The sequence below is a fragment of the Nitrospira sp. genome (genome assembly GCA_024760545.1).
Lineage (GTDB): Bacteria > Nitrospirota > Nitrospiria > Nitrospirales > Nitrospiraceae > Nitrospira_D.
In genome coordinates, this window is sequence record CP060501.1 from 3533110 (window position 1) to 3555870 (window position 22761).

The following is a 22761-nucleotide window of genomic DNA, read 5'->3' on the forward strand; positions in this document are numbered from 1 at the left end:
CATGTGTGGTATTGCAGCGCTCTTTTGTCCTGATCCACATCCCTTGGACGATCTTATTCGAAAGATGACCACGGTGGTTCGCCATCGAGGCCCAGACGGCGAAGGGGCTGTTATGTTTTCAGCTCGGGAATTTGTATCGACACCGGTTGGAGGAACGGATACTCCGGACGAGGCGTACTACTCAAGACTGACCTATGCGCCCAGGCGGAACAGTAGGCCGGTCATTGATGCGGTTATGGCGTTGGGACATCGCCGTCTTGCCATCATTGATCTCTCCGTAACCGGTCATCAGCCGATGTGCACGGCGGATGGCCGCGTGTGGATCACGTATAACGGAGAAATCTACAATCATCTCGAGTTGCGGCACGAGCTTCAACAACTGGGGCATGTCTTTGTCTCGCAGAGCGATACGGAAGTGATTCTGCAAGCCTACCTTGCCTGGGGCACGCAATGTGTCGATCGATTCAACGGCATGTTCGCCTTCGTGCTTATTGACCGAAGGGCAGGGCGGGTGTTTGCCGCGCGCGATCGATTCGGCGTCAAACCGCTCTACCTCTGGCGTTCGCCGGATGGGCTGGTCGCCATGGCATCGGAGATTAAACAGTTTACGGTGCTGCCGGGGTGGTCGCCTCGAGTCAACGGGCAATCAGTGTATGACTTCTTGAACTGGGGCTTGCTCGATCACACTGAGGAGACGATGTTCCAAGGTGTCTGCCAGCTCAGAGGAGGCGAGTGTGTAGACGGATCTATCGAGGATCTTCAAAAGACCTTCCCGGTCCGCAGGTGGTATCAACTGACGCCACGTCCTTTTTCAGGGGACATGAAAATGGCTGCCGATGAGTTTGTTGCGCTGTTTACGGATGCGGTACGACTTCGTCTGCGGGCCGACGTCCCCGTCGGATCCTGTCTATCCGGCGGACTCGACTCGTCGTCGATTGTCTGCGTGGCGAATCTGCTCCTCCAATCCACCGGAGCGGGATACCACCAAAACACCTTTTCGGCTTGCGCCACGGAGAAACGATTTGATGAGCGGAACCATGTCGATGTCGTTGTCGGGCACACCGGTGTGAAAGCTCATTACGTCTATCCGAACCTGGACGACCTTTTTAAAAAGCTTGATGCCATGACCTGGCATCAGGATGAACCGTTCGGTTCAACGAGCATTTGCGCCCAATGGGAAGTCTTTGAGCTTGCGAAGAACGCACGCGTGAAAGTGTTGTTAGATGGGCAGGGGGCAGATGAGCTGCTCGCTGGTTATCATGGGTTTTTCGCCTCGCATTTTGCAGGACTATTTGTTATGTGGCGATGGGGGACGTTGCTCCGGGAGGCGCGCGCGGCTAAGCATCTTCATGGGCTGAGTTATGTCAGCTCCGCTAAGTACCTTGGGAACACAGTCCTGCCCGAACCGTTGCGTCAACCTTTGCGCCGGCTCTTTGGAAAACGATCGTCGGTGCCTTATTGGATCAATCGAGAACGGCTTGCATTTGATGCCCGAGATCCCAATCTCACCTACGGCGTCAAAACAACCTCAGTCAATCAGATGGCTCATGCCATGCTGACAGCCACCAGTGTACCGATGTTGCTTCATTGGGAAGATCGTGATTCCATGGCTCATAGTGTCGAGTCGAGGCTGCCTTTTCTCGATTATAGGGTCGTGGAGTTCCTGACAGGCCTTCCCCCCGAAATGAAGTTATGGAATGCCACAACGAAGCAGGTCTTACGCGAAGCGATGCGGGGAACCTTGCCTGAGCCGATCCGCACACGAATGGATAAAATGGGTTTTGTGACACCAGAAGAAACGTGGATCCGCAAGGATGCGCCCGAGCGCTTTCGCCTTGAGCTGCGCCGTGCTGTAGATGCCTCGCAAGGCGTACTCAACGCCACGGCACTCGACCATTTCGATGCCGTGATCGGCGGCGGCGAATCGTTCAACTTCCTGGTGTGGAGAATGATCAGTTTCGGGCAGTGGATGGAGCGGTTTAACGTGAGAGCGGCGGCGTAATCGGAGCCACGGTATGCTGAAGATGTTACCGCAATGACTGTACCGGTGCTGTACCTCAATCCGAGTTCAACATGACCAAGCGGATTCCCTCATTCGGCCGAAGGAAACCCTGAGTCCATGAAGCTGCTGATCACCGGCGCCGACGGTTTTATTGGTTCCCACCTGACGGAGGCTCTGGTTCGTGGAGGTCACGATGTTCGTGCCTTCGTGTTTTACAATTCATTCAACTCCTGGGGGTGGTTGGATCATTGCAACGAGGATGTGAGCGGGAAATTCGAAGTATTTACCGGCGATGTCCGAGACCCGCATGGTGTGCGTACGGCAATGAAAGGATGCGAGGCGGTTTTGCATCTCGCGGCCCTGATTGCGATTCCCTATTCTTATCATTCTCCCGACACCTACGTGGACACCAATGTGAAAGGTACGCTGAACGTGCTGCAGGCGGCGCGTGAGCTGGGTGTCAGACGGATCATTCATACCTCGACCAGTGAGGTATATGGCACGGCTCGGTTTGTGCCCATTACGGAAGAGCATCCATTGCAAGGTCAGTCGCCGTACTCGGCCACCAAGATCGCCGCTGACCAAATGGCCTATTCCTTCTATGCTTCGTTTGGACTGCCGGTCGTCATTGCACGCCCGTTCAATACCTATGGCCCGCGCCAATCTGCCCGGGCCGTGATTCCGACGATCATTACACAGATTGCCGCCGGTCACCGACGGGTGAATCTTGGCGCAGTGTCACCCACGCGCGACTTCAATTTCGTGCAGGATACCGTAGCGGGTTTCATGGCGATATTGAACTCCAATCGGGGATTGGGCGAAGTCGTCAATCTCGGCAGCAACTTCGAGATTTCAATCGGAGACACCGCTCGATTGATTGCCGAAGTTATGCATGCCGACATTGAAATCGTCACAGACGAAGCGCGCCTGCGTCCCGAACATTCCGAAGTGGAACGCTTATGGGCGGATAACAGGAAAGCCAAGGAATTGTTTGACTGGCACCCTCGGTACGGCGGTCGCGAGGGCTTCAAGCGTGGTCTAGTCGAAACGATTCAATGGTTTGCACGGCCCGAGCATTTGCATCGGTATAAGTCTGACATCTACAACCTGTGAAGGGCCGTGGCTCGGAGATGAGTCTTGTTGACCGGATCGTCAAGGCGATTCGCGATGTGGTCGGGCCAGGCCCTGTGGCTCTGCATGAACCGACCTTTGACGGGAACGAGTGGACGTATCTCAAAGAATGTCTCGATTCGACATTCGTCTCGTCAGTAGGCAAGTTCGTCGACCGCTTTGAATCGGATCTGGAGGGTTTTACCGGGGCCAGGCACGCCGTTGCCGTCGTCAATGGCACGGCAGCGCTGCACATGGCATTGAAGCTCTTAGGCGTGAAGGCCGATGATGAGGTCCTGATTCCTGCCCTTACTTTCGCCGCGACAGCCAATGCCGTGACCTATTGCGGGGCTGTGCCGCATTTCGTTGATAGCGAGTTCCGCACATTGGGCATTGATCCACAAAAATTGCGCGACTATCTCGTCACCTCCACGGAGCAACGAGCGGGGCACTGCGTCAATCGAATGACCGGCCGTATTATTCGAGCGCTTGTTCCTATGCATACCTTCGGCCATCCGGCGGATCTGGATAATCTTCTGGCACTGGCGCGCGATTTTAATATCGCAGTGGTCGAAGATGCGGCTGAGTCGTTGGGTAGCTGGTACCACGGCCGACACACGGGCACGTTCGGGAAGATGGGCATCCTCAGTTTCAATGGCAACAAGACCATTACGACCGGAGGAGGCGGGGCTCTCTTAACCGATGATCCAGAACTTGCCCGTCAAGCCAAGCATCTGACAACCACCGCTAAATTGCCGCACGTCTGGGAATATCGCCACGATGAAATCGGCTACAATTACCGACTGCCTAACTTGAATGCTGCCTTGGGCTGTGCCCAGTTGGAACAGTTGCCGAACAGACTTGCTTCAAAACGGAAGCTGTTTGCTCGTTATCAAGACGCGTTCGGGTCCATGGCCGGCGTCCGGTTGGTGGAGGAGCCTTTCGCCTGTCGAAGCAACTATTGGCTGCAAACACTGCTGTTGGATGTCGACCAACAAGATCAGCGGGACCGCATCTTGAGGGCCACGAACGACGCGGGATTCATGACACGGCCGGCCTGGGTCTTGATGCATGACATGGCGCACTTCAAAGATTGTCCGCGGATGGATTTGACCGGCGCCGAGTCGCTTTCGAGGAGACTGCTCAACATTCCGAGCAGTGCGGGGCTGATTCCAACACCATCATGAGTAAGCCCCGCTTGATCGTGATCGGTGCCGGGGGACATGCCCATGCATGTATTGATGTCATCGAGCGATGCGGTGCGTACGAGATCGTCGGATTGGTGGGGCTTCCGGAGGAACTGCATACCGAACAGTTCGGCTATCGCGTCATCGGCACAGACAGCGATCTACCTGGGCTCGCCAAAGATTGCAGTCATGCGATTGTCGCGGTGGGTCACATACGTTCTCCGGCCGTTCGCATCCATCTCTACCAACGCGCAGTTGAGCTCGGACTGCAGGTGCCCACGATTGCTTCGCCTACCGCCTATGTCTCTCGTCATGCCGTGCTCGGCCTAGGGACTATCATCATGCACGGGGCCATCATCAATGCGGGCGCGCGGATTGGGAACAACTGCATCATCAATACCCGTGCGATCGTGGAACATGACGTGACGGTGGCAGATCACTGTCACGTCTCGACCGGGGCCATACTAAACGGCAACGTGACGGTTGGTGCGGGCAGTTTTATCGGGAGCGGGACCGTCGTCAAGGAAGGCATCTCCATTGGAGCAAATTGCATCATGGGCATGGGACTCGCTGTACGGCACCATCAGGCCGATACGACCAGGTTCGCAGGCAACCACAAATCGTGATGCCCCGCACAGTAATCATTGCCGAAGCGGGGGTGAATCATAACGGCAACCTCGATTTGGCTTGCCGGCTGATCGATGTAGCGGCGGAGTGCGGTGCGGACTTCGTGAAGTTTCAGACGTTCGACGCCGATCGGCTTGTCACGGCACACGCGGGCAAAGCCGAATATCAGCAACAGACGACGGCCCCCCATGAGACCCAGCACGCGATGCTCAAACAGCTGGAGTTATCTCCGGCCATGCATCGGATTCTGCTGGCGCGGTGCCGTGAACGAGGTGTCGGGTTTCTCTCGACCGGATTCGATACCGAGAGTATTGATTTTCTGATCCAGCTGGGAATCGATCGGGTGAAGATCCCTTCCGGAGAAATTACCAATCTTCCTTATCTGCGTCATGTGGGTCGCATTGGGAAGCCCGTCATTATGTCGACTGGAATGGCCACGTTGGAAGAGGTCGGTGCCGCGTTACAAGTACTTGAGACGGCGGGAACTCCACGGGCGAGTATCACCGTGCTTCACTGCACCACCGAATACCCCACGCCAATGGCACACGTGAATTTACGCGCGATGCAGGTACTGCGTGACACATTCAATGTCGCAGTCGGCTACTCCGACCATTCCAAAGGGATTGAAGTGCCTATTGCGGCCGTGGCTCTGGGAGCGACGGTGATCGAGAAGCATTTCACGCTCGATCGCGCTTTGCCTGGTCCTGATCATGAGGCAAGCCTTACCCCGGATGAATTGAGGGCGATGGTTTCCGCCATCCGTAATATCGAGAGCGCTCTCGGGGACGGCGTGAAGAGACCTAGTGCCGGTGAAGAGAAGAATATGTCGGTAGCCAGGAAATCCTTGGTGGCGTCTCGTCCGATTCAGGCTGGAGAGTTCTTCAGTGAACACAATGTGACGGCCAAACGGCCTGGCACGGGAGTGTCGCCGATGCGGTGGGATGAGGTCATTGGACGACAAGCCCCCCGTACCTTTATGCGGGATGAGCTGATTGAGTTGTGATGCGTAAGATTTGTGTTGTCACCGGAAGTCGAGCAGAATACGGCCTTCTCCGGTGGGTCATGGACGGCATTCGGGTGGCGCACGATCTCACGTTACAAGTGATCGCGACCGGGATGCATCTCGCACCAGAATTCGGGCTGACGTATCGAGAAATTGAAGCTGATGGGTTTGTGATTGATCGTAAGGTCGAGATGCTCCTGAGTTCGGACTCGCCCGTTGGGATCGGAAAGTCGATAGGACTGGGAATGATCGGATTTGCCGATGCGATCCAGCAGCTTCGGCCTGACATCATGGTGGTGTTGGGTGATCGGTTTGAGACTTTTGCGGCGGCGTCCGCCGCCATGGTTGCGCGGCTACCTATCGCACATCTTCATGGTGGAGAAGCTACCGAAGGGGCTATCGACGAGTCCATACGCCATTCGATAACCAAGATGGCGCAGCTACACTTCGTTGCGGCGGAAGAATATCGGCGGAGGGTCATACAGCTTGGCGAAGATTCGAACCGAGTATTTCTCGTAGGCGGACTCGGCGTTGATAGTATCAAGAGACTTCACGCTATCTCCAGGGCCGACCTGGAGCATCGCCTGTCGTTCAAGTTCCGGGAGAGAAACTTGGTCGTCACATTTCATCCAGTTACGCTCGAAGTGGCATCTGCCCAGCGTCAGTTGGACGAATTGCTGGCCGCGTTGTCGGAATACCAAGACATAGGATTACTCTTTACGATGCCTAACGCGGATACTGAGGGGCGAGCATTATTCAGCATGATCGAAGACTTTTCAAAGACGCGCCCAAATGCGAAGGCCTACACATCATTGGGGTCAACGCTGTATCTTTCTGCCTTAAGCCAGGTGGATGGGGTCGTAGGTAATTCGTCAAGCGGACTAACCGAGGCGCCCAGCTTTCGAATTGGAACCATCGATATCGGTGATCGCCAGCGAGGGCGTCTGAAAGCCGACAGTGTTATTAGCTGTCAGCCGATCAAGGAGAGCATTATGGCAGCCATATCCGAGATGTATTCTCCCGCCTTCCAAGATCGACTTAAGTCGGTCGTGAACCCCTATGGCGATGGAGGGGCAGCAGACCGGATCGTCAATGTGTTGGCGACTATTTCGTTAGACGGTATTCTCAAGAAACAATTCCACGATCTTGTTGTGTCATGAGCATTGTTTTGTAGTGGCTGCCGAATGGTCTCGACAGTGTGGTGCCGGTGGGCGTTCCCGGGCCGCGGAAGCGTTCGAACTCTTGCGGGAGCGACTCTAGTCGAGAGGCCAAACTTGGGTACGCACCGAACATGAGCCCGTCGATTTCAGCGAGTAAGGAATGGCGGAAGGCCATTCTGCCAAAGGGCGCCACGATCCAGCAGGCGATTCGCTCTTTGAACGAATCGTCTTGTCAGATTGCCTTGGTTGTCTTGCCCGACGGGACGCTGCAGGGCACTCTGACTGACGGCGACATCCGGCGGGGACTCTTGCGCGGATTGGATCTCAACAGTGCGATTGATACCATCATCCAACGTGAGCCATTAGTCGTGCCGCCTGAGTTGAGCCGTGACACGGTGCTCCAGCTCATGCAGGCCAACAGAGTTCATCAGGTCCCGGTCGTTGACGGCAGCCGGCGCGTCGTGGGGTTGCATTTGTGGGCTGAGCTCATGGAGCCTCCCCAGCGGGCAAATCTGATGATCATCATGGCTGGAGGCGAAGGTACTCGCTTGCGGCCGCATACCGAACACTGTCCAAAGCCGTTATTGCCGCTCGGCGACAAGCCGATGCTCGAACACATTATAGAACTGGCCAGGGCAGAAGGCTTTGTCCGATTTGTGCTGGCGATCCATTATCTTGGACACATGATCGAAGAGTATTTCGGCGACGGCAGTCGTTGGCAGGTACAAATTACCTATCTGCGTGAATCGTCGCCCTTGGGCACGGCCGGCGCGCTGGGGTTACTGCAGGCACGACCCGAACTTCCGTTTGTGGTCACCAACGGAGATGTGATTACCGATATCCACTATGGAAAGTTGCTTGACTTTCACATTCGTCACGAGGCGACTGCGACCATGGCCGTCCGAGTACATGAATGGCAGCATCCTTTCGGAGTCGTGCAGACGCAAGGTGTCGACATCGTCGGTTTCGAAGAAAAGCCGGTTGCTCGCAGCCATATTAATGCCGGTGTCTATGCTCTCGACCCGGAGGCTTTGAGTGTCTTGAGCCCAGAGTCCTACTGTGATATGCCCGTTCTCTTTGAGCGTCTACGAGAGAAGGCCAAGCGCACCGTGGCCTATCCGATGCATGAACCGTGGTTAGACGTCGGCAGGCCTGATGATTTGAGTCGAGCGATCGCTGAATCCTCCAAAACGTTAAAAGACGAGCCAAGAAAAGTCTGACCCGTTTCTTCATCAGTTGACGTGTCGCGCCCTCAATTGTTCTGATTCCTCTGAATGAAACGATGATCCGTAACAGGGCGGTTCTCGGCTTGATCCCCGCTCGAGGCGGGTCGAAAAGAGCGCCGAAGAAGAATCTTCGCCGGGTAGGAGGGCGACCGCTTATCGCGTGGACGATCGAAGAGGCGCGAAAGTCTCGCTACATCGATCGCCTCATCCTATCTTCTGAAGACGATGAGATCATTGCGGTCGCGAAAGAGTGGGGTTGCGAGGTCCCGTTCAAACGTCCTCCGGAACTGGCTACCGATGAGGCTCGGGGCATAGAGCCTGTCTTGCATGCGTTACATGTCGTGCAAGGCTTTGACCTCATCGTGCTGTTGCAGCCGACGTCACCGCTTCGCATTGTGGACGATATTGATCAGTGCATAGAGAAATGTGTCTATGATGAGGGCGCGCCTTGTGTCGTGAGCGTCGCGCAGGTCGACAAGAATCCCGGCTGGATGTATACCTTAGAAAGAGCGAACAAGCTGAGACCCCTTCTCAAGGGTACAGACTCAAGTACGCCGTACGCTCTCGATCCCGTCTATGCCTTAAACGGCGCGGTCTATGTCGCTGAGGTTAATTGGCTGAAGAAATCGAAATCATTTCTAACGGACGAAACGGTAGGAATGATCATGCCTAAAGAGAGATCGTTGGATATCGATACGGAATTGGATTTCCGGATCCTTAACGCCATCATTCCAAGCAATGAGCAGGTCTAAGTGTCCACGTTTTACCGATGCATGCCGATTCAGAGTCACAACGGATCGCGTTGAGCGTTTCATCGCCCTCCCTCAGCCTTGAGAATCTTTCTCCATTGCGGTTCGCAACCGTACCTGCGGGTTCTTTTCTGAATCGAGCGGTCTTGCCACAATGTCCCTCGTAAGACGGGTCGCCGGCAGTTCCTTCATCTATGCAACGACAACGCTGTTGCAACGAGGAATCGCCTTCCTATTGCTGCCCCTGTACACACGATTTCTCACTCCTGAGGATTACGGTGTTCTCGCGGTCGTGGGCGCGCTGAGCACGTTTCTGGTCGTGTTTTGTTCTCTCTCGATGCACGGGGCGGTCAATCGGTATTACTTCTTGTATCGTGACTCCCCAGAGGTGCTCAAAGACTTCTTGGGGACCGTTATTGTCACATCATTAATGACGGCGTCGGGATTCACGATCGCTCTCCTAGCCGTCGGTGAATGGATATTGGCTCCCGTCTATGGAGCCATTCCGTTCTGGCCGTATGTGGTCTTAGGAATAGCCACGGCCGCCTTTCAACCCGTATCGCTCATGTTCCTGGCAATGCTGCAAGCGCGCCAAGAGGTCAAGCGGTATGCTTTTCATAGCCTCGCGCAGTTCGGCTTAACGGTCATGTTGGTGATCGCATTTGTCGTGCTGATGCGATGGGATGCCAGAGGGCCGCTCCTTGCGGGGTTACTCGTTGCGGCACTGTACTGCATCCTGTCTTTGTACTTGCTGAGACACGAGTATAGGGTCTGTTTCAAACCCGAGCACTTTCGTAGTGCACTGAGCTACAGTCTCCCATTAATCCCGCATACGGTGGCGTCGCAAGTCACGGCGTCGTTCGATCGGATTATGATCAACGGCATGGTCAGCACGGCTGCCGCAGGGCTCTACAACATCGGGGCCTCGTTTGGCGGAGTCATGGCATTTATGGCGGATGGCATGAATCGGGCCTATGGGCCGGTGGCCATGGATTCTTTGCAAGCAGGGGATCGCCACAGACTCGACGAACTCGCGAAGATAGGGTTGATGATTATCGCCGGTCTCAGCTTAGCGGCCTCTGCGCTATCCTTGTTCGCCAAGGAAGCGGTCGCGTTGCTTACGGCGCCCGCCTTTCATGACAGCTATGCAGCTGTTCCGTGGATAGCGTTCAGTTTCGTTGCCTCAGGAGTGTACTACCTATTTGTGAACATTTTCTTTTTCAACGTTCACCTCACGAAGATTATCGCGGTCGCGACGTTAAGTGGGGCGGTGTTCAACATCGGCCTGAACTACGCGCTGGTCAAACTATACGGACTGATAGGTGCGGCAGTGGCCGCCCTCTTGGCAAAGATCGCGATAGCCATGATCGTCGCCGTGCTTGGGCGGCGATATGATCCGGTGACGTGGAACTACACGCAGATCGCTCTTATCCCTCTCATATGTCTGGTAGCTGTCCTCATGGTTGATGTCGCGAGCTCCGAGGATCTTGTGGTAGCCGCCCTGGAAAAGATGGCGGTTCTGTGCGCTCTCGTCTTGGTCATTGGTCAATCGGCCTGGCGTGATCCTCTCTATCTCATGCGGAGCGGAATGACGGCGGCACGGGACATGCTCGGAGCCCTGAAGGTTGCTTGAGACGGTAAAGGATCGGTGGTGCAGAGGATGAAAGCGTCCGAGATCGTCGATCAAATTATCGAGATCGAAGCAGCTGCGCCCGTGGAACAATGGACGATTGATGGGATACACGTGTGGCCTCTCATCCGGATCCAACTCGGTACGGATCTCTTTAAAACTCATCAATCGACGAGATCGGATCTATCCGGAGCTTCCCATGTTTGGAGAAGGGGGGCTGCCTGTTTGAGGGGCTGGGGGGCGTTTTCCGCTGCGAGTTGGCTGGACCGAAGAGAAGGGCATGCGGACATCGGGAAAGCGCAGGCACTGTTCCTCACGAGTGGGGTGGCCTTTACGGCTCTTCAAGGGAAGTATTACGAACGATTTTGCGATCCTATCCGAAGTTACTTGGATTCCCGCAACATATCTTCGCTCATGCTGACCCCTCTTGACCGATTTCTTGTTCCGCGATTCTCTCCATCCAGGTTCATCCAGCCTCAGTTGGACTGGATACAAATAAAGCACACGATCTTCCGAAATAACCGCCGACCGGTGGAATGTCTGCCTGGATTTGAGTCAGTCTTCGAGAGGTTGAGACAGGTTGCCCCGGCCGTTGTGCCGAAGCTTGATCGCGTTCGCCATCATGTTTCGTTAGTCGTCGAGTTTTCCCGCTATTTCGAGCGTCTGCTGGAGCAAGTCCGGCCGAGAATCTGCTTCCTTGTCGCGTACTATTGGCTCGTGGGGTATGGACTGCTGCTGGCGTGTAAGCGAAACGGCATCCCGACAATCGATCTTCAGCATGGGACGCAGGGGGCTATGCATCGCGCTTATGGCAATTGGACCAAAGTTCCTGCGCAAGGGTATGAGCTTCTGCCGACACACTTTTGGTGCTGGACCGACGACGAGGTGGCTGTCATTCAAAGGTGGGCGGAGAGCACCGGAGGCGCGCATCGGCCTGTGGTGGGGGGGAATTTGTTCCTCAATCTCTGCAAGTCAAACAGTCTATCATCTGTACGCGAATGCGATGATCTGGTGCGAAAAAAAGTAGGCGCGTTGGGAGCCGACAAGCAGATTCTCGTCACATTGCAGTGGGGATTACTGACGGATGAATTTACGCGAACGCTGTCACGCGCAATTGAGAGCACCGTGGATAGGTATCAATGGTGGCTCCGCTTGCACCCCTCGATGCTCCAAGAGAGAAAAAAAGTCAGAAAAATGTTCGGCCATTTTCCTAACGTGGACGTAGACATGGCGACGGATCTACCACTCTATGCCCTCCTGCAGCACATGACCGTGCATGTGACACACTCCTCCTCCACCGTGTTAGAGGCGTATGAGTTCGGCATTAGGTCGGTCGTATGCAGTCGCTACGGGCAAGAACTCTTTCTGAATCAAGAGAAAGAAGGTGTACTCATATATGCAGGAACGCATGAGGATCTTCTTATGGCTATTGATAAGCAGCGGAACCTCAGGGGTGCAATGGAACAGATAACAGCGCAAGGGTCCGAGCAGGTCAAAATGTCCTATAGCGTGTTGGACCGCTTGGTGGGGGTCGTGTGACATGATGATGGCCCGTGTCGATCATTGTCCGGACCACCTCAACCGAGACTTGTTTTCGCTTTTCTTTTTCGGTGCCACGTCGCGGTTCCGTTGTTGCTCATTGGTGCCATATGTCGGATAGGGGAATTGCGTGCCCAATCCCCTAAAGGCAGGACAGTGGAACCACGCAGGCAATCATGCGGCCAGTCGCGTCATCACAGGTCTCGTGAACGAGCTGTAGCGGCGGTGCAGAGAGGTCTGGCCATGCGCAGATGAAGGTCTTGTTTGTCACTCATGATGCGGGGCTGTACGGCGCGTCGCGAAGTCTGCAGCCGGTCGTCAAAGGGTTCGCCGGAGAAGTCGCGGATCTTATCGTCAGCCGGCGTTTCGTCGACAATGTCTCAGCTGCGGACCTTCGTGCACGTTTTGGAGACCATCTTAGACGGATTTATCGCTATTTCTTGCCATTCGATCGTATCTATCGAGGCAAAGATACGCGTAAAGCGCGATCGGCTGTCAGCGCAACGGCTCGTGCCATGTTGTGGCGGGCGCAGCGTCCGGCCGTGATGAGACTTCTCGAGACAGAACAGTACGATATGATTCACCTGAATTCGCTGTCTCTCTTCGGGCTGGTTGATCCGGCCTATCCGTTCTTCATCCATGTGAGAGAGATCTATGACGGGACCAATCCCATGGTGTGCACCAGGCTGCGCCAAGCGCGCGGAGTGATTTTTATCGATGAGGCGACGAAGCAACCATTCCAACATTTGTCGTTGCCCAACAGTGTCGTCCTCAACAATCCGTGTGACATGACACCGGTGGAATCATGCGGGATGAATCATGGTCGAGCGTACCGGGATAAGGTCGTGTTCGCCATCATTGGAAAGCTCTCGGACAACAAAGGCACGCAATTCGTCATCGAGACGTTCCGCAGATTTACAAACGAAAACGTCATGTTGTTCATTGTGGGGAACGGGGATAAGGGCTATGTAGATTCCTGCAAACGGTCTGCGGAGGGCGATGCGCGCATTCGCTTCCTCGGCGAGCAGCCGGAAATTGAGAAGATTTACGCCATAGTGGATTATGTGCTTCGTGGGGAAGCGTATCCCTGTGTCGGAAGAACGATATACGAAGGGCTCTATGCCGGGTGTGAAGTGATCGTTCCGGGAGGGGCCGAAGCGGAGTCCTGTTTTTTTGAGACCGGCCGATTCAGCGGTAAGCTGCACTTCTATGAACCGAGAAACACGGAAAGCCTCATGAGCCAGTTGAAACGGCATGCCGGACGGAAAATCCTGGTCCGGCATCCGCTGTCGAACGTCCCTGAGTATCTGAAGCTGTTCAAGGCCTTCGTCTCTGCAAAATCACCTGGGCAGTCGATTCCCACTCCTACTGTGGCAGTGCGCCCATGAGTGCCGCAACCGCCGAAGCGCCTCGCGCCACCCTCATCGTCGCGGTCTATAATGCCGCACCGACAATCGCCAAATGTCTCGACAGCGTCGCGGCTCAAACATATGTTTCACGTGAATTGATCGTGATCGACGGGGGGTCCACCGATGGAACGGTGGATATCCTCCGGCGCAACGCCGACCAGCTCTCGTACTGGATATCAGAGCCGGACGCGGGAGTGTACAGTGCGTGGAACAAAGCGCTCGCCCGTGCACGAGGCGACTGGATCGCGTTTCTTGGTGCCGATGACTATCTTTGGGCTCCCGATGCCCTTGAGCGCTTAGTTCGGGAAGGTGATCAGGTGTTCCCCCGTAAGCGCATCATATACGGGCGAGTTGGATTCGTCTCAGCTCTTGGGAACGTGATCGAGACCGTCGGGAGACCGTGGGCGGAAATCCGCGATGAATTCAGGAATCGTATGGTTCTTCCGCATCCCGGACTCTTGTGCCATCGTTCGCTATTCGCCGAGCATGGGCTATTCGATGAGTCGTTCCGCATCTCCGGCGACTACGAATGGCTGCTGCGGGAGTTGAAGGATGGTGAGGCACAGTTTATCGACGGACCGTTTGTCGTGGGTATGCGGACGGGAGGGATGAGCAGCCAAGCGGGACGAGGCATGCAAATTTTCGTCGAGACACGACTGGCACAGCAGAAGCACGGATTGCGGCCGCATCTTTTTATTCGAGCATGGACATTCATGAAAGCGTATTTGAGAACAAAAGCAAGCGATATGTTCGGCGAATCTCTCGCGGCAAATCTTGTGAACAGGCTGCGCTGGCTTCGTTCTCGAATACTCTAATGGGATTCATGCGCGTGCTGCGGACTCCCATCTCACGCTGTTCTCCTCAGTCAGGGAAGGCTGCCCCCCAGTTGGGTCAGTGCCATAGATGTGCGGTATAGCCGGCGTTCTAGCGTGCAGACAATCTGAACCGAATCTTCTTGTTTCTGCGATGGTCGGGGCGATTCGCTATCGCGGGCCGGACGATTCAGGTGTGTGGAGCGATCCGTCTGTAGGCGTTGGGCTGGGCCATGCCCGGCTGTCGATCCTGGATCTCTCTGCCGCCGGTCACCAGCCGATGCATTCGACTTCCGGTCGATATGTGATCGTGTTCAACGGCGAAATCTACAATCATATGGACCTTCGCGAACAGCTCGGTAGTGTGCCGTGGCGCGGACATTCGGACACTGAAACACTGCTGGCGGCCTTTGAGAACTGGGGTGTCGAAAAAACTCTCCAAACCAGTGTCGGTATGTTTGCTGTAGCGCTGTGGGATCGGGTGGAGCGCTGTTTGATCTTGGCTCGTGACCGTATCGGTGAGAAGCCGCTTTACTACGGATGGCGCAACGGGACGTTCATGTTCGCCTCGGAGTTGAAGGCTTTGGAAGTCCACTCAGACTGGACCGGCGAAATCGATCGAGGCGCCCTGGCGTGCTTTCTGCGCTATGCCTATGTGCCCTTACCACATTCGATCTTTGTCGGGATCAGGAAACTCTTGCCGGGAAGCTATGTGATGATCTCAGCCATGGATTCAGCGGAGCATTGGCCGGAGCCCAAGCCTTATTGGTCTGCGGTGACGATTGCAGGACAGGACCGGCGGTTTGATTGGACCGATGAGACGGCCACGGATGAACTGTACCGGCTGTTACGTCGCGCAATCGGTGGACAGATGCTGGCCGATGTGCCGCTTGGCGCCTTGCTGTCGGGCGGCGTCGATTCCTCGACCGTGGTGGCCTTGATGCAGGCGCAGTCATCCCGGCCGATCAAGACTTTTTCGATCGGTTTTCTCGAAGACGAATACAATGAGGCGCCTCAGGCGAAAGCTATCGCGGCACACTTGGGGACCGAGCATACCGAATTCTACGTGGGTCCCGCCGACGCGTTAGCAGTGATTCCGCTCTTGCCGTCGATGTATGACGAGCCGTTTGCCGATCCATCCGCCATTCCAACTCACCTTGTCGCCCAGTTGGCCAGGCGGTCTGTCACAGTGGCACTTTCCGGGGACGGGGGTGACGAGCTGTTTGGAGGATACAATCGGTATTTCTGGGGGCGTTTAATCTGGCGGCGGATCGCGCGCCTGCCAAGATCCATGCGGGCCATGGTGGCTCGCGCCATAACCGTACTGTCACCTGACCAGTGGGACCGGTTCGGCAGAATATTGCGGCCTGGTCTTCCGGCATCATTGCGGATCCCGACGTTTGGCGACAAAATCAGAAAATTTGCTGAAATCGTCGATGTCGACAGCCAAACAGAGCTGTATCGGCGCTTGGTTTCGCAAGATCGAGAACCGGCCTCTTTGGTTCTCGGCGCCAAAGAGGAACACATATGGGCCGACGGCCAAGCGCGGCAGTTGGGAAAGCAGGACTTCAGTGAAGAAATGATGTTCCACGATTTGGTGGGCTATCTCACGGACGATCTCCTGGCCAAGGTCGATCGGGCGGCGATGGCGATCAGTCTCGAAACACGGATGCCCCTGCTCGACCATCGGGTGGTGGAGTTTGCCTGGACTCTTCCGATTTCGATGAAGATCAGAACTGAGCGTGAAGGGAAATGGCTGCTCCGGCAGGTTCTGTACCGCCATGTGCCTAAGCAACTCGTCGAAAGGCCTAAGATGGGCTTTGCTCTGCCGTTGGACTCGTGGCTCAGAAGCAGCTTGAGGGACTGGGCCGAGGCGTTGTTAGATGAGTCGCGGCTCCGACGTGAGGGATACTTGGATCCGGTTCCGATTCGAGCGAAATGGCGGGAGCATCTCTCAGGTCGGCGCAATTGGCAATATTGGCTCTGGAACGTGTTGATGTTTCAATCTTGGCTGAGTGCTCATGAGCGACCGCCCGCGCCTACTGTATCTCATCACTGAGGACTGGTATTTCTGGTCTCATCGCGCCGATCTCGCGCGGGCCGCGCAAGAGGCAGGATATGAGGTCGTCGTCGCGACGCGCGTGACCGATCATGGTGAGCGAATCAGAGAGCAAGGGTTTCAACTCATGCCGCTGGGAATGGTCCGTGGGAGCCACAATCCATTTCGCGAGTTGATCGCCATCGCCGAACTGGTGCGATTGTATCGCCGTGTCAGACCCACTGTGGTTCACCATGTTGCCATGAAGCCGATTCTCTATGGAACCCTCGCTGCGTGGGTCACTCGAGTTCCCGGGGTGATCAATGCATTTGCCGGTCTCGGGTATGTCTTTGTCGACGACCGGAGTCGGCTGCTACGATGGTGTGTGAAGACGGCGCTGAAGGCTGTGCTCCATTTGGGGCGCTCAACCGTCCTGGTCCAAAACCACGATGACCAGAACCGGCTTGTCAGTGAAGGGGTGGTTCCTGTCTCGCGCACGAGGATTGTTGCGGGCTCCGGTATCGACGTCGAATTGTATTCTGTACAACCGGAACCGTCAGGTATCCCGATCGTTCTCCTTCCGGCCCGGATGTTATGGGACAAAGGAGTAGGAGAGTTTGTTGAGGCGGCTCGCGACTTGAAACGCAAAGGCGTCATGGCGAGATATGTCCTTGTTGGGCGATGTGATGAACATAATCCTGCTGCGATTTCTCAGGCACGGCTTGCCGAATGGGTACAGGAAGGAGTGGTGGAATGGTGGGGACACCGTGAGGATATGGTGTCTGTGTATGGGGCTGCCACTCTCGTTGTGCTGCCCTCCTATTATGGAGAAGGTCTTCCCAAAGTGCTCTTAGAAGCGGCAGCTTGTGGCAGGGCGATTGTGGCAACGGATATGCCGGGTTGCCGAGACATCGTCAGAGACCGTGACAATGGTCTTCTGGTTCCGCCGAGAAATTCTGGGGCGCTGGCGTTGGCGATTGAGGAACTCTTGGCCGATGGCCGGAGTCGCCAGGCAATGGGCCGTCGAGGCCGGGAACTGGCCGTCGCCGAATGGTCGGTTCCGGAAATCGCAGGGCAGATGCTGAATTTGTACCGAGAGCAGTTGAAGGCCGTTTCAACGATGGACCAATTGAATGGGTATGCATGACCAAGGTGTTGGTGACAGGGGCATCAGGGTTTCTCGGATCGTCCGTCGTCAAAGAACTGTGCCGGTCTGGCTATCAAGTTCGGGCGCTCCTTCACGACGCAACAAAATCCATCTCATTTTTGCCAGGAGTCGAAACCGTCGTGGCGGACGTCCGGGATTCTCAGCGAGTCAGAGAGATAACCGATGGCTGTGGGGCCATTGTGCATCTGGCGGCCAAGGTTCATGCGCTCGATGATGCTGGGTTCGAACAAGACTATGAAGCCGTCAATATTAAAGGCACGAAGCACATCCTGGATGCGGCAGTCGAGGCCGGTGTCCGGAGGATCGTGTTTGCGAGTTCAGTCAAAGTCTTCGGCGAAGAGACAAGCGGATGTATTGATGAAACACGGACTCCCGATCCACAGACAGCCTATGGCCGGTCAAAATGGCAAGCCGAACAACTTGTCTCTGACTATGACGCCCGACATGATCTCACCGCCGTATCGCTCCGTCTTCCCATGGTTTATGGACCGACGAACAAAGGCAACCTCTTTCAAATGATCCAAGCGATTGACCGTGGACGGTTTCCTGCTTTGCCTCGTCTCCCAGCGGTCCGAAGCCTCTTGCATGTCGGCAACTTCGTCCAGGCCGTATTGCTGTGCCTCCAAGCGCCGAGTATCGGGCGAGCGGCATACATCGTCGCCGACGCCGAGCCGTATTGTGTGACCGATCTGTACGACTGGCTGCGAACCGGATTGGGGAAGGCTCCCCCGCGATGGCGGGTTCCACTCTGGGTGCTCAAAGGAGGGGCGCGATGTGGCGACTTGCTCAAAGGGATCAGCGGACGGCATACTCCCCTGACAACCGAACGTCTGGCAAAACTCATCGGCTGTGCGTGGTTCAATTCCACAGCCATCACACGTGAATTAGGGTACAAGGCGACGCACTCGTTCAAAGAGGCGGTTCCCGAACTGATTGCGTTCTACCGCGGGGCAACCGGCGCCGGATCTTGAGAAAGTCGAGCATGGAGAGTAGTGTGACCCGATAAGACAAGAACCATGCAAATCATAATGGTCATATTCCCAGCGGCTGTGGCTTTTCTCTCGGCGTGGTGGATCACGCGAAGCTTGTGTTCACCCAAATCGTTTCTTTCGATACTCGCCCACCCAAATGAGCGAACATTGCATTCCATGCCGACTCCGCAAACCGGAGGGTTGGCCATTGTTGCCAGTGTGGTGATCGGTCTTATTGCAGCCGCAAGCATGCTTGCCATTGCACAACCCACGAAAGCCGTGCTCCCGAAGGGAGTGGCCTCGGGAAGCGTCTGGATCGTGGCTTCGATGCTCCTGATCTTCATTGTGTCCTTCATCGACGATTGTGTCGGTCTCCCCGCAAGTCTCCGCCTGGGTGTACAAGCAGTCTCTGCTTCTATCATTATCGGCGGTGTCGGGCTGACGATGTCATCCATTCCCATACCTGAAGTGCTGGTGATCCATCTAGGACTGGCAGCGATTCCAGTGAGCGCCCTCGTGCTGATGTGGATGGCGAACCTCTATAACTTTATGGATGGTATGGATGGATTTGCGGGCGGGATGACGTTTTGGGGGTTCGGCTTTCTTGCCTATTTCGCGTGGGAGGCCAATTTCCCGATCATGCTCATCATCGCCTCGTTCGTCGCGATGAGTGCGCTGGGATTTCTCGCTCATAATTTCCCGCCGGCGCGTATTTTCATGGGTGATGCCGGGAGTATCACGGTCGGTTTCTTGGCGGGAACATTGATGTTACTTGGAATGCAAGTCAAGATGTTCGATTTTTGGGTACCGATCATTGTCTTCTCGCCCTTCATCATTGATGCGACTGTGACCCTGATTCGGCGGGCAGTCCGTCGCCAAAAGATCTGGGAGGCTCACCGAGAGCATTATTATCAACGGTTGGTGCTATGCGGATGGAGCCATCGCCGGACCGTGCTCGCAGAGTATGGAGTCATGCTCACCTGTGGAGGATTGGCAATTCTCTACCATCATTCAAACGGAAATTGGCGGTTGCTCATTCTTGGTGCATGGCTGGTCATGTTTTTCGTATTAGGGAAACTGGTGAATAGGTTGGAGCAGAAGCGAAACTACTCTCATCCTGCCCGAGATCCGCAAATCATAAGTGACAGCAATCCCGTCCCTGTGCCGGCACAGGATTCTGCCAAAGTAACCGTCGAAGTGTAGCGTGATCGTGCTTCACATCGTGTTGTCCCGAACAAAGTAATTATGTCCGTTTCAAAGAGGGTTTCGGGTATGGGGGAGGGCATGGAGTTATCCCCTTGGGGGATCAACCGTCTGCAGATGGAAGCGAGGCGGGTGGCAGGTTGGGCAACAACCGCACTCGGCTTCACCTTACCGATCTGGGTGTCGGCGGACGGCGTTCTTGTCGCCCTGCTGGTTGTGTGTTGGGTCGCAAGTGGAGAGTGGCGGGAACGAATCCGTCGAATCACGGCGAATCCAGTGGCAGTGAGCGCAATACTCTTGTTCGGGTGGTTGTTGGCCGGGTCTCTATGGGGAATGGGTTCTCTGGAAGAGCGAGTGCTGGCCGTAAAGAAGTACGCCGATCTGCTGCTGATTCCTCTGTTGATTTCGATGGCGGTCGGCATCCACGAGCGAAATCGCGCGCTCCTTGCGCTCACGGCATCGTTGGTTGTGACGCTGCTGCTGTCCCTTGCCTTAAGTGTGGGGTTTCTTCCAGGCAGCCAGGCTCTCAATTGTGATCGGTTCAACCCGTGCGTATTCAAAAAGCACACAACGCATAACGTGCTGATGGCCTTCGGTGCGTTGTTGTTTGCCGTATTGGCTTGGAAATCTTCACAGAGGTGGGTGCGTTGGGGGTTGGGAGGCGCCGCAGTCTTGGCCGCAGGTAATGTGTTATTGATGGTGCAGGGCCGAACCGGGTATGTGGTGTTGGCCGGGCTTGCCGTAATGGCCTTCCATATGTACTTCGGATGGCGAGGCATGCTCGCGGCGATCGTGGGCTTATGCCTGGCATTTTCGGCGGCGTACCAGGTGTCGTCCTCTTTCCATCAACGGGTGGAGCTCGTCGTCTCCGGTACCACACAGTGGAACCCCCAGGTGGCGGCTGCCGATCCGGTAGGCTGGCGATTGGAATTCTTCTATCATACGGCCGAGATTATTCGGGACCACCCCCTGATAGGCGTCGGGACCGGAGGGTTTGTTCAAGCGTACCGCTCGCGTGCGGTACAACCCGGCATGGCAGTACCCCCCCACCCCCACAATCAATACCTCTTCATCATGGCACAAGTAGGAATAGTCGGACTCGGCTTACTACTCTGGTTGTTTGTACAACAGTGGCGATCGGCACCACTGGCCGGTGATGCGGCGTACGGGCTGCTCGCCAGAGGACTGGTGGTCACTATTGCGGTCGGATGTTTTTTTAACCCTTTTCTTGTCGACCATACGGAGAAACTGTTTTACTGCTGGTTCTCCGGGCTGATGTATTCCGGGACTGATCCGCAACTCGATACGAAGACATGAGTCTTTCGACATATATCATCGCCTACAACGAGGCGAAGAAGATTGCCGATGCCATTAATAGCGTGTTATGGGCGGATGAAATCATCGTGGTCGATTCTGCCAGTACGGACGAGACGGCCCGGATTGCCCAGGACTTGGGAGCCCGGGTTGTCCAGATTCCGTTTCAGGGTTTCGGCCATCTGCGAAATCAAGCCATCGAGGCCTGCACGCACGAGTGGATCTTCAGCCTCGATACGGATGAACGCTGCACACCGGACGTTCGGGACGAGATTCTCGCGGTCCTTGCGGAGACTCCTGCACACGATGCCTATCTGGTGCCGCGACGGAATTACTTCATGGGACGTTGGATTACGCATTCCGGCTGGTATCCGAATTTCCGCCAGCCGCAGTTGTTCAGGAAAGGGGCTATGAAGTATGCGGAATCTCCGGTCCACGAAGGATACGAACTCTTGACCACCAAGCCGGTCGGACGGCTGACGCATGCGATTTGGCAGATCCCGTTCGGCGACTTCGAAGAGGTCGTCAAGAAGGCCAACCGCTACTCGTCGCTTGGAGCGTTGAAGCTTGCCGATCAACGGGTGTCGATGGGGGCGGCTCTGTTTCACGGCCTCTGGTCATTTCTCAAACATTACGTGGTTAAACGTGGGTTTCTGGACGGCTGGCCCGGCTTCGTCATCGCCTTCGGAAATTTTGAGGGAACATTTTATCGATATGCCAAGCGATTCGAGCAGCAGGAGATGTGGCCGCTTCCCAAACAGATGCCGCTTCGGCGCACCGGTCACGCCCCTCCGAAATGAAAACAGCGGTAATCGTTACGACGTACAATCGTCCTGATGCGCTGGCGGCTGTGTTGGAAGGGTATTGCGGCCAAAGCGATCACGATTTTGGACTGGTCGTTGCGGATGACGGTTCGAAAGAAGAGACGGCGGAGGTCGTCCGGCAGTTTGCGCGGCGCGCACCGTTCTCGCTGACGCATATCTGGCAGGAGGATCGAGGATTTCGCGCCGCAGCGATTCGCAACCGAGCCGTCGCATCGACGAGCGCCGACTACATTATTTTTACGGATGGAGACTGTGTTCCCTCCCGGCATTTCGTGTGTGCTCACAAGCGACTTGCCGAACCTGGTTACTTTCTCGGGTCGAATCGTGTGTTACTTGCCGCCGAGTTGACGAACCGTGTTGTGCATGAGCGGCTTCTAATTCACGCATGGGGCGGAATCGAGTGGGTCCTTTCCTGGTCACGAAGGGAAATCAATCGCGTACTTCCGTTGATGACATTACCTGATGGCGGGTTCCGAAAATGGTCGCCGGGTCGTTGGAAAGGCATCAAGACGTGCAATCTCTCCGTGTGGCGCGCAGACTTGATCCGTGTGAATGGACTTGACGAGTCCTACGAGGGATGGGGGCTGGAAGATTCTGATCTGATCATTCGGCTTCTCCACGCCGGCGTGAAGCACAAGAACGCACGGTTTGCCGCGACAGTCTTCCATTTGTGGCACCCTGAGCAGGATCGCATGAGACTTCCGACCAATCAGAAGCGTTTGGATGAGCTGTTGCAATCGACGGCGGTGCGTGCCGCCATAGGACTTGATCGGCACGGTGGCCTCTGAT

19 protein-coding genes are annotated in these 22761 nt (G+C 55.6%); all 19 read left to right on the plus strand.

Going from position 1 to position 22761, the window contains the following annotated elements:
* The first annotated feature begins 1 nt into the window (after position 1).
* The 19 genes from asnB (H8K03_16775) to H8K03_16865 all read left to right on the plus strand — a co-directional run bounded on the left by asnB (H8K03_16775) (position 2) and on the right by H8K03_16865 (position 22760).
* The gene (gene asnB / locus H8K03_16775; protein UVT19427.1) at positions 2 to 2002 is read left to right on the plus strand and encodes an asparagine synthase (glutamine-hydrolyzing); all 2001 of its coding nucleotides are present in this window, start codon (positions 2 to 4) and stop codon (positions 2000 to 2002) included.
* Between the two features lie 117 nt (positions 2003 to 2119).
* Positions 2120 to 3115: an SDR family NAD(P)-dependent oxidoreductase gene (locus tag H8K03_16780; protein UVT19428.1), complete on the plus strand. Its 996-nt coding sequence runs from the start codon at positions 2120 to 2122 to the stop codon at positions 3113 to 3115.
* Positions 3116 to 3132: 17 nt separating this feature from the next.
* The gene (locus H8K03_16785; protein UVT19429.1) at positions 3133 to 4299 is read left to right on the plus strand and encodes a LegC family aminotransferase; all 1167 of its coding nucleotides are present in this window, start codon (positions 3133 to 3135) and stop codon (positions 4297 to 4299) included.
* Positions 4296 to 4925, plus strand: coding sequence for an acetyltransferase (locus H8K03_16790; protein ID UVT19430.1), 630 nt, complete (start codon positions 4296 to 4298; stop codon positions 4923 to 4925). Before H8K03_16785 ends, H8K03_16790 begins: the two co-directional genes overlap by 4 nt.
* A complete protein-coding gene (gene neuB, locus H8K03_16795; GenBank protein ID UVT19431.1) occupies positions 4925 to 5929 on the plus strand; it encodes an N-acetylneuraminate synthase in 1005 nt (334 codons plus the stop codon). The genes H8K03_16790 and neuB overlap by 1 nt, the downstream gene beginning before the upstream one ends.
* Positions 5926 to 7089: a UDP-N-acetylglucosamine 2-epimerase (hydrolyzing) gene (gene neuC, locus H8K03_16800; GenBank protein UVT19432.1), complete on the plus strand. Its 1164-nt coding sequence runs from the start codon at positions 5926 to 5928 to the stop codon at positions 7087 to 7089. Before neuB ends, neuC begins: the two co-directional genes overlap by 4 nt.
* Positions 7090 to 7220: 131 nt before the next feature.
* Positions 7221 to 8309 (plus strand): nucleotidyltransferase family protein, encoded by a 1089-nt coding sequence (locus H8K03_16805; protein ID UVT19433.1) that lies wholly within the window; start codon positions 7221 to 7223, stop codon positions 8307 to 8309.
* Between the two features lie 62 nt (positions 8310 to 8371).
* Complete coding sequence (locus tag H8K03_16810) at positions 8372 to 9067, plus strand: acylneuraminate cytidylyltransferase family protein (protein ID UVT19434.1); 696 nt, start codon at positions 8372 to 8374, stop codon at positions 9065 to 9067.
* Between the two features lie 151 nt (positions 9068 to 9218).
* On the plus strand, positions 9219 to 10697 hold the full coding sequence (locus H8K03_16815) for an oligosaccharide flippase family protein (GenBank protein UVT19435.1): 1479 nt from the start codon (positions 9219 to 9221) through the stop codon (positions 10695 to 10697).
* A gap of 27 nt (positions 10698 to 10724) precedes the next feature.
* Positions 10725 to 12233 carry a hypothetical protein gene (locus H8K03_16820; protein ID UVT19436.1) on the plus strand — a complete coding sequence of 503 codons (1509 nt, stop codon included), beginning with the start codon at positions 10725 to 10727 and terminating at the stop codon, positions 12231 to 12233.
* Positions 12234 to 12484: 251 nt separating this feature from the next.
* Positions 12485 to 13621 carry a glycosyltransferase gene (locus tag H8K03_16825; GenBank protein ID UVT19437.1) on the plus strand — a complete coding sequence of 379 codons (1137 nt, stop codon included), beginning with the start codon at positions 12485 to 12487 and terminating at the stop codon, positions 13619 to 13621.
* Positions 13618 to 14457 carry a glycosyltransferase gene (locus tag H8K03_16830; protein UVT19438.1) on the plus strand — a complete coding sequence of 280 codons (840 nt, stop codon included), beginning with the start codon at positions 13618 to 13620 and terminating at the stop codon, positions 14455 to 14457. The genes H8K03_16825 and H8K03_16830 overlap by 4 nt, the downstream gene beginning before the upstream one ends.
* Positions 14458 to 14545: 88 nt before the next feature.
* The gene (gene asnB, locus H8K03_16835; protein ID UVT19439.1) at positions 14546 to 16513 is read left to right on the plus strand and encodes an asparagine synthase (glutamine-hydrolyzing); all 1968 of its coding nucleotides are present in this window, start codon (positions 14546 to 14548) and stop codon (positions 16511 to 16513) included.
* Entirely contained in the window at positions 16476 to 17639 is a 1164-nt protein-coding gene (locus H8K03_16840; protein UVT19440.1) for a glycosyltransferase family 4 protein, read from the plus strand. The genes asnB (H8K03_16835) and H8K03_16840 overlap by 38 nt, the downstream gene beginning before the upstream one ends.
* Entirely contained in the window at positions 17636 to 18631 is a 996-nt protein-coding gene (locus H8K03_16845) for an NAD-dependent epimerase/dehydratase family protein (protein UVT19441.1), read from the plus strand. Before H8K03_16840 ends, H8K03_16845 begins: the two co-directional genes overlap by 4 nt.
* 177 nt (positions 18632 to 18808) lie before the next feature.
* Positions 18809 to 19834 (plus strand): glycosyltransferase family 4 protein, encoded by a 1026-nt coding sequence (locus tag H8K03_16850; protein UVT19442.1) that lies wholly within the window; start codon positions 18809 to 18811, stop codon positions 19832 to 19834.
* 81 nt (positions 19835 to 19915) lie between these two features.
* Positions 19916 to 21151, plus strand: a complete 1236-nt coding sequence (locus H8K03_16855) for an O-antigen ligase family protein (protein ID UVT19443.1) — start codon at positions 19916 to 19918, stop codon at positions 21149 to 21151.
* Complete coding sequence (locus H8K03_16860; GenBank protein UVT19444.1) at positions 21148 to 21948, plus strand: glycosyltransferase family 2 protein; 801 nt, start codon at positions 21148 to 21150, stop codon at positions 21946 to 21948. Before H8K03_16855 ends, H8K03_16860 begins: the two co-directional genes overlap by 4 nt.
* Positions 21945 to 22760, plus strand: coding sequence for a glycosyltransferase family 2 protein (locus tag H8K03_16865; protein ID UVT19445.1), 816 nt, complete (start codon positions 21945 to 21947; stop codon positions 22758 to 22760). The genes H8K03_16860 and H8K03_16865 overlap by 4 nt, the downstream gene beginning before the upstream one ends.
* Position 22761: the final 1 nt, after the last annotated feature.

Excerpts from the sequence above, each read along its gene's own strand:
- H8K03_16810 (UVT19434.1), top strand. The coding sequence starts at position 8,372 with ATGATCCGTAACAGGGCGGTTCTCGGCTTGATCCCCGCTCGAGGCGGG.
- neuB (UVT19431.1), top strand. The coding sequence starts at position 4,925 with ATGCCCCGCACAGTAATCATTGCCGAAGCGGGGGTGAATCATAACGGC.
- asnB (UVT19439.1), top strand. The coding sequence starts at position 14,546 with ATGTGCGGTATAGCCGGCGTTCTAGCGTGCAGACAATCTGAACCGAAT.
- H8K03_16805 (UVT19433.1), top strand. The coding sequence starts at position 7,221 with ATGAGCCCGTCGATTTCAGCGAGTAAGGAATGGCGGAAGGCCATTCTG.
- H8K03_16815 (UVT19435.1), top strand. The coding sequence starts at position 9,219 with ATGTCCCTCGTAAGACGGGTCGCCGGCAGTTCCTTCATCTATGCAACG.
- H8K03_16865 (UVT19445.1), top strand. The coding sequence starts at position 21,945 with ATGAAAACAGCGGTAATCGTTACGACGTACAATCGTCCTGATGCGCTG.
- H8K03_16820 (UVT19436.1), top strand. The coding sequence starts at position 10,725 with ATGAAAGCGTCCGAGATCGTCGATCAAATTATCGAGATCGAAGCAGCT.
- H8K03_16840 (UVT19440.1), top strand. The coding sequence starts at position 16,476 with ATGAGCGACCGCCCGCGCCTACTGTATCTCATCACTGAGGACTGGTAT.
- H8K03_16845 (UVT19441.1), top strand. The coding sequence starts at position 17,636 with ATGACCAAGGTGTTGGTGACAGGGGCATCAGGGTTTCTCGGATCGTCC.
- asnB (UVT19427.1), top strand. The coding sequence starts at position 2 with ATGTGTGGTATTGCAGCGCTCTTTTGTCCTGATCCACATCCCTTGGAC.
- H8K03_16860 (UVT19444.1), top strand. The coding sequence starts at position 21,148 with ATGAGTCTTTCGACATATATCATCGCCTACAACGAGGCGAAGAAGATT.
- H8K03_16780 (UVT19428.1), top strand. The coding sequence starts at position 2,120 with ATGAAGCTGCTGATCACCGGCGCCGACGGTTTTATTGGTTCCCACCTG.
- H8K03_16850 (UVT19442.1), top strand. The coding sequence starts at position 18,809 with ATGCCGACTCCGCAAACCGGAGGGTTGGCCATTGTTGCCAGTGTGGTG.
- H8K03_16785 (UVT19429.1), top strand. The coding sequence starts at position 3,133 with ATGAGTCTTGTTGACCGGATCGTCAAGGCGATTCGCGATGTGGTCGGG.
- H8K03_16825 (UVT19437.1), top strand. The coding sequence starts at position 12,485 with ATGAAGGTCTTGTTTGTCACTCATGATGCGGGGCTGTACGGCGCGTCG.
- H8K03_16855 (UVT19443.1), top strand. The coding sequence starts at position 19,916 with ATGGAGTTATCCCCTTGGGGGATCAACCGTCTGCAGATGGAAGCGAGG.
- H8K03_16790 (UVT19430.1), top strand. The coding sequence starts at position 4,296 with ATGAGTAAGCCCCGCTTGATCGTGATCGGTGCCGGGGGACATGCCCAT.
- H8K03_16830 (UVT19438.1), top strand. The coding sequence starts at position 13,618 with ATGAGTGCCGCAACCGCCGAAGCGCCTCGCGCCACCCTCATCGTCGCG.